The 11,757-nt window shown below is 62.0% G+C and carries 11 protein-coding genes; 2 read left to right on the top strand and 9 right to left on the bottom strand.

Annotated features, from left to right (window positions below; all coding sequences use genetic code 11):
• Positions 1 to 111: 111 nt before the first annotated feature.
• Positions 112 to 1,095: a glycosyltransferase family 2 protein gene (locus tag ESZ00_RS07845; protein WP_129207542.1), complete on the top strand. Its 984-nt coding sequence runs from the start codon at positions 112 to 114 to the stop codon at positions 1,093 to 1,095.
• A 31-nt stretch (positions 1,096 to 1,126) separates the two neighbouring features.
• On the opposite strand, the gene mnmE is transcribed toward ESZ00_RS07845, so the two are convergent.
• The 6 genes from mnmE to rpmH form a co-directional block, all read right to left on the bottom strand.
• Entirely contained in the window at positions 1,127 to 2,515 is a 1,389-nt protein-coding gene (gene mnmE / locus ESZ00_RS07840) for a tRNA uridine-5-carboxymethylaminomethyl(34) synthesis GTPase MnmE (RefSeq protein ID WP_229741029.1), read from the bottom strand.
• Positions 2,516 to 2,536: 21 nt separating this feature from the next.
• The gene (locus tag ESZ00_RS07835) at positions 2,537 to 3,118 is read right to left on the bottom strand and encodes a Jag family protein (RefSeq protein WP_129207541.1); all 582 of its coding nucleotides are present in this window, start codon (positions 3,116 to 3,118) and stop codon (positions 2,537 to 2,539) included.
• A 94-nt stretch (positions 3,119 to 3,212) separates the two neighbouring features.
• The gene (yidC, locus tag ESZ00_RS07830; RefSeq protein ID WP_129207540.1) at positions 3,213 to 4,991 is read right to left on the bottom strand and encodes a membrane protein insertase YidC; all 1,779 of its coding nucleotides are present in this window, start codon (positions 4,989 to 4,991) and stop codon (positions 3,213 to 3,215) included.
• Positions 4,992 to 5,038: 47 nt separating this feature from the next.
• Positions 5,039 to 5,392, bottom strand: a complete 354-nt coding sequence (gene yidD / locus ESZ00_RS07825; protein WP_129207539.1) for a membrane protein insertion efficiency factor YidD — start codon at positions 5,390 to 5,392, stop codon at positions 5,039 to 5,041.
• On the bottom strand, positions 5,389 to 5,799 hold the full coding sequence (gene rnpA / locus ESZ00_RS07820) for a ribonuclease P protein component (protein ID WP_129207538.1): 411 nt from the start codon (positions 5,797 to 5,799) through the stop codon (positions 5,389 to 5,391). Before rnpA ends, yidD begins: the two co-directional genes overlap by 4 nt.
• A gap of 132 nt (positions 5,800 to 5,931) precedes the next feature.
• On the bottom strand, positions 5,932 to 6,087 hold the full coding sequence (gene rpmH / locus ESZ00_RS07815; RefSeq protein ID WP_129207537.1) for a 50S ribosomal protein L34: 156 nt from the start codon (positions 6,085 to 6,087) through the stop codon (positions 5,932 to 5,934).
• Between the two features lie 250 nt (positions 6,088 to 6,337).
• Between rpmH and ESZ00_RS07810 the strand changes: the two genes are divergently transcribed.
• Positions 6,338 to 7,210, top strand: a complete 873-nt coding sequence (locus ESZ00_RS07810) for a tetratricopeptide repeat protein (protein ID WP_164981394.1) — start codon at positions 6,338 to 6,340, stop codon at positions 7,208 to 7,210.
• Positions 7,211 to 7,355: 145 nt separating this feature from the next.
• Here ESZ00_RS07810 and ESZ00_RS07805 read toward each other — a convergent pair whose 3' ends face one another.
• Genes ESZ00_RS07805 through ESZ00_RS07795 form a run of 3 tightly spaced genes read right to left on the bottom strand, consistent with a single transcriptional unit; the run spans position 7,356 to position 11,755 of the window.
• The gene (locus ESZ00_RS07805; protein ID WP_129207535.1) at positions 7,356 to 8,375 is read right to left on the bottom strand and encodes an LLM class flavin-dependent oxidoreductase; all 1,020 of its coding nucleotides are present in this window, start codon (positions 8,373 to 8,375) and stop codon (positions 7,356 to 7,358) included.
• Positions 8,375 to 9,376: an ATP-grasp domain-containing protein gene (locus ESZ00_RS07800; protein ID WP_129207534.1), complete on the bottom strand. Its 1,002-nt coding sequence runs from the start codon at positions 9,374 to 9,376 to the stop codon at positions 8,375 to 8,377. The genes ESZ00_RS07805 and ESZ00_RS07800 overlap by 1 nt, the downstream gene beginning before the upstream one ends.
• A gap of 60 nt (positions 9,377 to 9,436) precedes the next feature.
• Positions 9,437 to 11,755 (bottom strand): hypothetical protein, encoded by a 2,319-nt coding sequence (locus tag ESZ00_RS07795; RefSeq protein WP_129207533.1) that lies wholly within the window; start codon positions 11,753 to 11,755, stop codon positions 9,437 to 9,439.
• Between the last annotated feature and the right edge of the window lie 2 nt (positions 11,756 to 11,757).

Below are 11,757 nucleotides of genomic sequence, written 5' to 3'. Positions count from 1 at the left end.
AAAAAGCGCATAGGCCCGCTGGAGTCTCTGTTGTCAGCCTGAAATGGACTTTTTTCCGAGTGAACCGTGCAGCAATCCTTTCTTCTCCCGATCGCTGTACCCTGAATAAGAATGTCCACGGAATCGCAATCCACGGCTGAAGCAGTATCGCGACCACAGGCGGCTGCCAGACCCTTCCAGAATCTCGGCATCATCATTCCTACCTGGAAGGCGGAGCGGCACTGGGCTGATCTTGAGCGCGCCCTGGCGATGCAGGGGCTGTCTCCGGAGCAGGTTCTGATCATCGACTCCAGTTCGCCCGATCGCACCTGCGAGCTCGCGCGTGCCAGTGGCTATCGCGTGGTGGTGATTCCGCAAAAAGAGTTCGGCCACGGCCGAACCCGGCAGGCTGCGATCGCCTCTATGCCGCCTGAAGCCGAACTGCTGCTCTATATGACTCAGGATGCCGTGCTCGACTCTCCGGACAGCGTTTGCAATCTATGCGCAGCGATGAACGATCCTGAGGTCGGCGCTGCCTACGGGCGTCAGCTCCCGCGTGCAGAAGCCGATGCCATCGAGCGTCATGCCCGCCTGTTCAGCTATCCCGATGTCTCCCAGGTGCGCAGCTTTGAGAGCCGCCATGCCGTGGGCATTCGCGCGGCATTTCTTTCCAACAGCTTTGCCATCTATCGCCGGACTGCGCTCGAAGCTGTAGGCGGTTTTCCCAGCGATGTGATTTTTGGCGAAGATTCCTATGTTGCCGCAAAGCTGCTGATGGCCGGATGGAAGGTGGTTTATCAGGCGGACGCCACGGCGGTTCATTCGCATGCCTTCACCGTGCGCCAGGAGTTCGCCCGTTATTTCGATATTGGCGTGCACCATGACCGCGAAGCATGGATGCTCGAAGCTTTCGGCAGCGCAGGCGGCGAAGGGCAGAAGTTTGTTCGTTCTGAGCTGGCGTACCTGAATCGGCATGATCGCAGCCTGATTCCGCTCGCCCTGGTGCGAACGGCGACCAAGCTGCTGGCCTATCGCTTAGGACGGCACTGGCGACGCCTGCCCAATGCGTGGAACTGCCGGCTCTCGAGCAATCCCGTTTTCTGGCAGGCCAGCTAGTCTGGCAAGAGACGCAGGCTTCTGAAGATTTTTACTTCCCGATGCAGAAGGTGGAAAAGATCCGGTTCAGGATGTCGTCCGCCGTGGTTTCGCCGGTCAGGCTGTCGAGCTGGCGCAGGGCGCTGTAGAGGTCGAGCAGGATCATTTCATGCGGGGTGCCGTTTGCTGTGGCGGCTCGCGCGTCACCCAGCGCATCCAGCGCGCTCTTCACTGCTTCGTGCTGACGCAGATTGGTCAGCATGCCGCTTTCGCTCTCGCCGCCCGGCGTGCGCACCATGTTGAGCAGCGCTTCGCGCAGCGCTTCGATGCCCGCTCCGGTCGCTGCCGAGGTGCGGATACTCTGCTCCTCCGCATGACCCTGTCCGCTGCTGCTGTCTTCCAGATCGATCTTGTTATAGACCGCCAGAAAGCGGCGTCCGTGGAGCGATGCGAGCAACTCAGCCTCTTCCTCGCTCGGAGGAATACCCGCTTCGAGCACGACAAGCACGATGTCCGCATCGGCGAGCGCCTCGCGTGACTTTGCGATGCCCATGGCCTCGGCTTCGTCGGCGGTGGTGCGCAGTCCGGCTGTGTCTACCAGTTCGAGAGGTATGCCGCCGAGCGAAACGCGCTCGGTCACCAAGTCGCGCGTGGTGCCGGGTATCGCCGTCACGATGGCGCGTTCGCGCTCGACCAGCCGGTTAAAGAGTGAGGACTTGCCCACATTCGGGCGGCCCACAATGGCCAGCGTCAGACCGGAGTGCACGATGCGCCCGCGCTCGAAGCTGCGGGCCAGGCCAGCCAATTCGGCGCCGACTGCGTCGATGCGCGTGCCGATCTCCTCATCCGGCGTCAGATCCACATCGTCTTCGGCGAAATCGATGCCGGCCTCGAGCAGCGAGATCAGCTCGACGAGCTTTTCCTTGGCCGGCTGGATGCGCCGCGAGATGGCGCCGCCCATCTGCTCGGCTGCGGTGCGCGCCTGGTAGAGCGTTTGCGCGTCGATGAGGTCACGCACGGCTTCGGCCTGCGTGAGGTCAAGGCGTCCGGAGAGAAAGGCCCGCTCGGTGAACTCGCCCGGACGCGCCAGCCGCGCTCCCTGTTGCAATGCCCAGCGCAGCAGCAGATCGAGCACCACGGGTGAGCCGTGCGCTGCGATCTCGACTAAATCTTCCCCTGTGTAGGAGCGGGGCTTTGCGAAGTAGGTCGCGATGGCCTCGTCGAGCTTGCCGCCTGTTTCCGGATCACGAATCTCGGCGAAGCGCGCCATGGCGTGCTCCAGCGGATTGCGCAGGGCCAGCAGCGCGTTGCTGATGGCCAGCGCATGCGGCCCGGAGAGGCGCACGATGCCGATGCCGCCGCGTCCGGGCGGCGTAGAAACAGCGGCGATGGTCTCGCCGGCGATGTCTTCCTGTTCCGCGATCTGGGGATGTGGCTGCACGGCTTGGGCTTGAAAGCGGCTCTAGCGGCGGCCGCGTCCGCCGGATCGTTCGGGCCTGCCTGTGGCGGGACGTGCGGCGCTCAACGATGCGAGCTTGCTGGTGTCGTAGCCCTTGGGATAGGCAACGACAAAGCGGAAATTTCCCTCGCCGGTCGACGACGTTTCGAGATCGTCATAGCCGCGGAAGGCCAGGTGCAGCATCCGCCGTTCGCGCGAGCTTGCAGGCGCGAAGCTGAAGGGTTGGCCTGTCTTTCTCACGCGTTCCGCAGCGGTTTCTGCCGCCAGGCGCAGCTCGCGCGCGCGGATGGCCTTGAACTGGTTGGCATCGAAGGAGACCTTGTCGTGCTCCTCGTTTTCGAGCCGGATGATCTTTGCCGCCACGTGCTCGAGCGCGCGCAGCAGCTCGCCGCCGCGCTGGGTCAGCAGACCTGCGTCAGGGCCTGCCAGCTCCACGTAGATCTCTCTCGCTTCCAGCTTGTCCGGATCGGCGGCGCCAGAGCCTGCAGTGATGCGATACTTCAGCCGAAGGCCGCCGGTGGTCGTCAGAATCTTGAGAAACGCAGCGATCTTCTGCGCCGCAGCAGAGTAATCTTCAATCGGCATCGTTTTAGTATCTCACTCCGGGAAAGATTTCGTCCCGGTCATGCAAAAACGAAAAGGCGCCCCGGAAAGGGCGCCTTCGTGCCTGGTTTTGGTTCTATCTTCGCGCGTTGATTACTTTTCCGCGCTGCTTCTGCGCCCGTTTCAACTGGATCTCGCGGATCTCCCGTCCCATGCCGGTCCGGTTCATGATCATCTGCTGGGCTACGCCGATGAAGTTGCTGCATGCCCAGTAGAGCGAGAGGCCGGAGCCGAAATTCCACATCATGAAGCCGAAGACCGCGGGCATGGTGAAAGCCATCATCTTCTGCTGCGCCGGATCGACGCCCGGTGAGGGCGTGAAGTACTGCGTCAGGAACATCGAGACGATCACGAAGATCGGCAGGATGTGCCATGGATCGGGCGAGGCCAGATCCGGCAGCCAGAGCCAGTGCGCGTGGCGCAGCTCGATTACGTTGCCGAGCATGCGATAGAAGCCGAAGAGCAGCGGCCACTGGATGAGCATGGGAACGCAGCCGCCGAACATGTTCACGCCCTCGCGCTTCTGCAGCGCGAAGATTTCCTGCTGCATCTCCTGCTTGCGCGGATCGGTGGCCTTGAACTTGGCGTACTTGGCCTTGATCTGGTCCATCTCCGGCTGAATGCGCTGCATCTTCAGCGACGACTGCATCATCTTGATGCGCGTCGGCAGCATGGCGATATTCAGGATCACCGTGAGCAGCAGGATGGCCCAGCCCCAGTTGGCGATCACGTGGTCATGGAAGAAGCGCAGCAGGTAGAAGAGCGGCTTCGAGATGATGCCCCACCAGCCGAAGCTGACCACCTTCTGCAGATTGGTGCCGTCCGCCGCATGGACTGAGCCAAGCACGTCGAGCGACTTCGGACCAGCAAAGAGCCGCGTCTCGACAGTGCCCGCGCCGCTGCCGATGGCCGCGCCCAGCACGGAGGCCGACTCGGTCTGGTTCGGTTCCGGCTTCTTCGGGTTCTTGGGAATTTGCAGGGTGTTGCTCAGGCTCACGAGCGTGGCATCGGAGGGGCTGTCCGGCAGGAAGATGGCCGTGAAGTAAAGGTCGCTTACGCCAGCCCAGTCAAAGGGCCCACGCAGGGTGTCGCCGCCGACCACTTTCTTGAAGGCGATCTGATCGTCCTTGCCGCTCTGCGAGTAATCGAGCATGCCGCCGGCATACTGCGGCAGCGTGCTCTGGTCGCCGAAGCCCGAAGGCCAGGCCAGCATCGCCGATACCGGCGCGCCGTTCTGGGTTACCTTCACGCTGGCGTGGATCACGTAGGACGAATCGAAGCTGAAGCTCTTGTGGACGAGGAGGCCGCCGGCCGAGTAGTCGAAGCTCAGCGTATTCGGCGCCGAAAGATTGCCGGTCGCCGAGGCGACGTAGAGAGCGCTGGCCAGCCTGCTGCGCAGTCCTGCGTCGTAGGTAAAGAGCGAGAGCGGATAGCCGAACTTCGCCGCGGCGGTCTGATGGATCAGGTCCAGCGGCTTGCCGTCTTCATCGGTGTACTTCTTCAGAATCCAGCTCTTCACCTGCGCACCGCGGTTGGTGAAGGTGATTTTGTAGAGCTCATTCTCGATGACAGTCGTGCTCTCGCCGGCAGCGGCCACGGCAGCGACTGCGCTGCCTGCATCCGGAGCAGGGCTGGCCGCAGCCGGCGGTGCCGCGGCGCTCTGCTGCTGTGCGGACTGGCTCTGGCTTTGGGACTGGGTTTGAGCCGGGGCCGGTTCGGGTGCCTTCTTGGAGCGGTAATACTGCAGGCCGAAGAAGACCAGCAGAAAAAGGCCAAAAAAGGCGAGCGTGGTGCGCATGTCCTGACCGCCACCACCGGTGCCGCCCTGTTGATTCGGATTCTGTATCTCTGGCAAACGACTATCCTGTTCCGGCCGGCAGTATTGTCCGGCCCTCATTCATCTTACCGGGCGCGCCGCAGTGGGCTTTCACCCGCTGCCCATCGGGGGCAGCAATCTTTGTGGTCGGGATGTTCGGATTTCGCGGGGACGGGGTCGAAGCCGCCTCTGGAAAAGGGATGGCAGCGCGCCAGGCGGCGCAGGGCCATCCAGCCGCCGCGCACGAGTCCGTGCTCGCTGACGGCGATGGCCGCGTACTCCGAGCAGGTGGGCTGGAAGCGGCAGGCGCCTGCCTGGCTTCCGGCGCGTCCGCTGACGGCGTGCAGCAGGGGCGAAACCGCCAGCTTGTAACCGGCCAGAGCCCATTCCACCGCTGTCCGGCGCCAAATCGCGGACCGCTTTATGCCTTTTCCTTTCATGCCGTTTCCCGGGGGTGAGCAGTGGTTTTCGCGCCACGCTTCTCAATCAGCGCGCGGACATTGCCGAAGACGTGCGCAACTTCGCCCGAAAGCCGGGCAAAGTCCATATCTTTTACGGATTTACGGGGATGGAGAACGACGTCTACCCGGTTGGGCAGCTGAGGCAGGTGGGCGCGCACGGCCTCGCGCATCCGCCGCTTGATGCGGTTGCGGTCGACAGCTTTGCCCAGCACGCGACCGGCAGTCAGGCCCACGCGTGCGACCTCGACCGGCATATCGTCTTCGCGCAGCCGGAAAAAATAGGTCATCGAGGGCGAAAAATGCTTCCGGCTCTGCTGATACACGTGCTGATAGTCGGCGTGCTTCCGCAGGCGGGCATCGCGCAGCTGTGGCGTATCGTCCGGCATAGACCTATTTTCCCTCTAAATCGGAGCGGACTCCTTGGCAGGAGTGCAGATCGGCAGCCGATTGACTGGCTGCCGGGAATCGCATCGCTCGATTTCGTTCGGGGAAAGAAATCAGGAAAGGGAAGACGCGAACTAGTCGCGGTAGCTGGCGCTCACGGAGACGCGCTTGCGGCCCTTCGCGCGGCGGCGCGAGAGCACGGCGGCTCCGCTCTTGGTCTTCATACGGCTACGGAAGCCGTGAACCTTCGAACGGCGGCGGCGATTGGGTTGAAATGTGCGCTTCGGCATGGAACTGCGCTCCTCAAATAATCTTGGTCGTCAAAATTTCTTGACTGGAAGTTTCGCCGGCAGGCACAGAGAAAAATGCCACTTCCGGACAAAGTATGAGTATATCCGAAGGGCGGCCGATCTCCAAACCGAATCGTCAGAACATGTTGGCGTCGCCAAACCCCGCCTCTCCCTGAGCACTTGGCAAAATGCCCTCCAGAGGCGCACAATGCCTTCCACGTTCGGCTGCTCTATGCCAAAGGAGGTCGTTATGATTCCTCCGGCAACGCGGCGCGCACACTCCCTGGTTCTCGTCACCGCTCTCGTGCTCCCGCTTCTCTTTCCGGGCCGGCTGATTGCCCAGCTCCCGGTTTCGCTTTCCCACCCGGTCGCTGGCGCGCTTCCCGCTGCTTTCGACCTTTCCCATGTCTCCCGGCTTGCGGAAGGCCGATCTCCCCAGCTCGAAGTTCCGGAAACGTCGGGCGATGGCTTTGCCGCTCTTCCTCCCGAGACCCAGGGCGATCTGCTCATGGTCCGTCACCAGTACCTGGCTGCGATCGATGCGTACCGCAGGGGTCCGCACGACTCAGCGGTGATCTGGAACAAGCTGGGTATTGCCTATCAGCATATGTACGCGCTCGACTTCGCCCGCATGCAATATGAGAAGGCGCTGTCGCTCGAGCCGAACTATGCCGAGGCTCTCAATAATCTCGGCACCGTGTACTACGGTCAGAAAAGCTATCACAAGGCCGAGAGTTACTACCGCCGCGCTCTCCGCTCCAAACCGAACACGGCGGCGTTTTACTGCAACCTCGGTACGGCCTATTTTGCCGACCACAAGTACCGCCAGGGGCTGGCCGCATATCAGCAGGCGCTGGTGCTCGATCCGGAGATTTTTATCCGCGAATCACTGGCACGCATCGCCGAGATGGGAACGCCGGAGGCTGAAGCGCAGCTGAACTATGCTCTCGCCAAGCTCTACGCGCAGTCGGGAAACTTCGACGCTGCCATGCGCTGCCTGCGCGCCGCCTTCAGCGATGGCTTCGACGACCGCAAGCACCTGATGGAGGACAAAGAGCTAGCCGGCCTGCGCGGAACACCGCAATTCCATCTCTTCCTGACCGAAGAGCACTGGCAGAATTGATCGCGCTTACGGAGGGCAAAGGCGCGCCGCTTTAAAGCAGAATCAGGACAACCGTGCCGATGCTGAGTGGATGCAGGTGGCCTTTTCTTGAGGAAAAGGCCACGGAGAGCATGTGCCAGCCGGGTATATCTGTCCTGATTCTGCTCTAGCCGTTCATGACCTGCTGGGCGAAGCGCTCCATCTCTTCCATCTGCGGGCTTGACTGCAAGAGCACCAGGTCGACGCCGACGGCCTCGAAGTCTGCGATGCGCTGCCGCACCTGCTCCGGTGTGCCAGCCAGGCCGCTGCGCAGGCCGCGATTCGAAACGGAGTAGTCCTCGAGCGAGATTTTCTGTTCCAATTTCGAGCCGGAGATCCACTGCTGATAATTTGCGTACCCGCGCGCCGACTGCTGCACGTCGGTGATGCGCTCGATCTCGCGCTTTGTCTCGGCTTCGGAATCGCGCACGATGGCGTAGCCGGCTACGCCGAAGACCATCGGCGGCAGCCCCAGCGCTTCGCGCCGGCGGCGCATGTCGGCAATCTTCTTGCCTACTGTTTCCGGATCATCGCCATGCATGAGGTAGGCATCGCACTTCTGCGCGATCAGGTTCTTTGCGGTTTCCGATTCGCCGCCCGCGTAGAGACGCGGTCTCGGCTGCGCTACCGGTTTGGGCGAGAGGATATTTTCCTTCACTTGATAAAAGCGCCCTTCATGACTGAAGCCCTGCTCGCGCCAGCAGCCATCGACCACGTCGAGCCACTCCGAGGTGCGCGCATAGCGATCGTCGTGCTCGTCGAAGGCGATGCCGTACTTCGTGGCCTCGTCCTTCCACCAGCTCGAGACAACATTCAGCGTCAGCCGGCCGTTCGAGATGCGGTCAATGTTCGCAGCCTGCTTGGCCAGCAGCGCCGGGTTATGGAAGGTGGGGCGCACAGCGACCATCAGCTCGAGCTTCCTGGTGATTGCGGCCAGCGCCGCTGCGGTCGACCAGGCATCGAGCGAAGGCGCTTCGACGCCTTTGATGTCATTCAGATTCAGCTCGGCGATCAGCGTGAGCGCGTAGCCCAGCTCTTCGGCGCGGAGGGTGAGACGGCGGACGTAATCCCAGCTCGCTTCCATGCCTTCGTCGTCGACATTGCGCAGCCATCCGCCAAAGACCGGCAACCAGAATCCATAGCGCATCAGTTGGCCTCGCTTTCTACACGAGACGCTTCAGCTTCGAGCCAGTCGGCCAGCTTCACAAAAGGATCGAAGCCGACGAGATGCAGACCATCGGAGACGAAATTCGAGAGGGCATTGATGTCGTAGTAGAGCCGCTGTCCGTCGCGATCGTCCCCGTCTCTACCATCGACGATGTACTCGATGCCGCCGAGCTCGATGCCGCTGGCGGCCATGATGCGCTCCACGTCCGCAATGACTTCGGCTGGTGGCTCGTAGCTTTCGATGCGCAGGCCGGCCTTCGGTGCCTCGAGCGGGCAGGCTGCGAGACTGGCATCCAGCGTCGCGCCGTCCGCAGTGCGGCAGATGTCCGCCGGGCACAGGTCAAATGTCTCGCCAGTGATGTGGACCTTGATGGCATAGAGGAACTTGCCGTTGAGCACCTCCACGCGCACGATGTGGCCGCCGCGCGCCGGGATAAACTCTTGCACCAGCGCTGTCGCATCGAGACCGAAGGCGAGCTCACCCGCATCGGCAGCGGCGGTCAGCGCCTCCGGCGTGTCGAATCGCTTCACGCCCGCACCCGAGCCGCCGATATTCGGCTTGACCACCACCGGCCAGCGCAGGCCTTCCGTTGCGGCGACGGCCTGTGAGGCGCGATGAATCACACGTGCCTTGGGATAAGGCAGCCCAAGCTCGTCGAGCAGTGAGAGCTGCGCGGCCTTGGACAGCTCATTGCGGAATGCCGTAAGCCCGTTGATGACGCGCACGCCGCGCTGCTTGAGATGATCGAGAAAGCCGAGCGTGTAGAAGATGCAGTCACCGTGCTCGCGATTCCATGCGGAAGGGCTCATGCGATTCACCACGAGCGAGTATTTCTGCTCGGGGTGATCTTCGATCGCGTAGGCATGTTCCGTCGCATTCAGCTTGACGTACGGGGTTCCACGGCGATCCAACTCGGCAAAGAGCGGCAGAAACCAGCGCGGCTGTTCGTAATAAATGGCAATCGGGCGTGACAACGACATCGGGCAAAATCCTCAACTTCTGTTGTACCCGATTCCCCGTGCCTTCGCCTGTCTCAGCCATCAAAGCGCCACATTCACGAAGACCGCGCTCGAAAAGCGCGAGTAATTCGGCGGTGTCGAGCCGTCATACATGCGAATGTAATACTGCTCCATGACCGCCTCGCGTGGAATCGTGAAGTTGGCCACCGGACTACGCAGCACCAGGTCCGAATTCGTCACCGGACCGAAGGACCAGTCGCGCCTCCGCACCTCGAAGCCTCCGCCCGCAGGTGGTGTAGTATTCGTGCTCACCGCAATGGCGCTGCCTGTCACCGATGTCACCGTCAGCCCGGAAAGATTTGCCAGTGGCTCCACGGTCTGCGGCTGCTGCGGCAACCACACTGTAGTTGGCACCGTAGCCGAGCTCTTGATCGCCAGCGCATCGGCCCAGTCATTGGCAAATGAGATCGCGTACTTCACCAATTCCGGCACGCTGTTCTCGATATCGAGCACAACCGATCGCACCACCACATTCGCAGTCAGATCTGCTGCGGCCACCGTGAGCGCCAGCAGATCACCCGGCCAGATATCGCCCTGCGTCTCGAAGTTCCAGCCTGTGTATGTGCCCTTCCACGCTGCGCCTCGGCTGGTGCCAAGATCGAGGATTGCCGTCGCAGCATTCTCGCAGTCCACCGAGCTGCGCGGCGCAGGGCTGGTCACTGTGCCGATCCACACCGCCGTACCTGGCAGCAGCCCACCTGCGCTTTCCGTGGCGATGCTCGTCGCACTTGCCAATCGCGCTACCGAGCGATGCGTCGTGCGATAGGAAATGCCAATCAGTTCACCGGCAGCGGGCACACTTGTTGCGTAGAAATGCAATCTTCCCGTGCGTTCGATCGTGCAGTCCGCGCCCTGCGCCGTTGTGCCGATCCGCCGTACGATTGCACTGCCGCCCGGCGGCGTACTCTCCACCCATACCGGCCCCTGCAGCGTGATGTTCATGCTGGCCACGCTGCACTCCAGGCTCGCGCTGTTCAGCACCGCCATCGAGCATGTCGAAGGCGCGGCGGTCAACGCTCCTTCATAGAGCACAACCGGTGTTTGTGCCACGCCGCCCGTCGTATCCTGCACTTCGAAGAGCAGGGATGCAGCGGCCGTTATATAAGTGCCGCCATAGGTGTGCGTGCCGCTGTCATCCGCCGAGATGTAGGACTGCAATAGGCGTTGTTGCTCGTTCGAATAAATACGTAACCGCAAGGTGTACATATGTCCAGCGGTCGTTGTGAAGCTGCTGCCCGAAGCCGTACCGTATACCACCGGCGCGATCGACGTGCCCCCCCCGCTTTGGCTGATCTGGAATCCCGCCACGCAATCGGCCAGCGTGAACGATCCGCCATAGATCCCATTCAGAATCCCGCTGGTGATGACTCCGAATTGCACCCCGCCCGCTTCGAGCACCAGGGATCCGCCAATCTCCAGTTGGTTCACGAGGGAGAGCACCGTGTCGCCCAGGAATCCGTCGCCGCCGGTGCACGTCAATCCATCCGCAGTGAGTGATAGGCGCGAGCCGGAATCGTTGATGGCCCACACCTGGGTGTCAATGGAAGGCTCCTGGAAGAGCTCCACCAGAGGCTTCGTCTTCGAGGCGGGAGGAATATAGGGCAGCTCTGTCAGGTTGAAGAGCACGGTTGTGCCGTCGCCTTCGAAGAGCTCGGTCACATACGCGCATGGCTCGCTCGGGCCGCACACGGTCACGTCATTTGCTACGCCCTTTACCATCGAGGACTCGAGCATGGCGGGATTCAATGTGCCATCCGCATCGCTTAACGTGTGAACTGTACTGCCCACCGGTAGCAGGGAAATCTCGCCGTCCAGCACGCGGTACACGCTTCGCATCATCGATGCCAGCGTTCCGGCATTCTGCGCCCAGCTCTGTCCCGGATCAGCCTGAAACTCGTTTACCAGGGTCGAGCCGGCGAGGCCGGTAAAACTCAGCCCGCTGGTGGCGGAGCTGGCCAGCATCGCACGCAGCAGCTCGTTCGCTTCCTGCGCATAACCGGGCAAAGATTGCGGTATGGGCTGCCGGTCGAGCAGAATTTCGTCGCTCACCGCCAATACGGTTGTCTGGTACACTGCGCCTGCGCTCGCCTGTCCCGCCAGCGTGAACATCGGCTCTGTCGCCACATATCCGGTGAAGAGCAAAGCGCCGCTATCGTCGCTTACGATCACGCGGCCGTTTCTCGTCGGCACCGGCAGACCCATCGCTGCAGGTGCCAGTGTGAAGCCGCACAGGCAGGGCGCGTTCCATGGCCGCTCAATACGAAATTTCGCATCTGTCACTACCGTGGAGGAGTAATCCACCGAGCCGTTGCCATCGTGGTTATCGATCGTCAGCTTCACAA

This window comes from Silvibacterium dinghuense, from assembly GCF_004123295.1.
GTDB lineage: Bacteria > Acidobacteriota > Terriglobia > Terriglobales > Acidobacteriaceae > Silvibacterium > Silvibacterium dinghuense.
The sequence above is the reverse complement of the archived record's forward strand: the minus strand, read 5'-3'. Positions and strand labels throughout refer to the sequence as shown.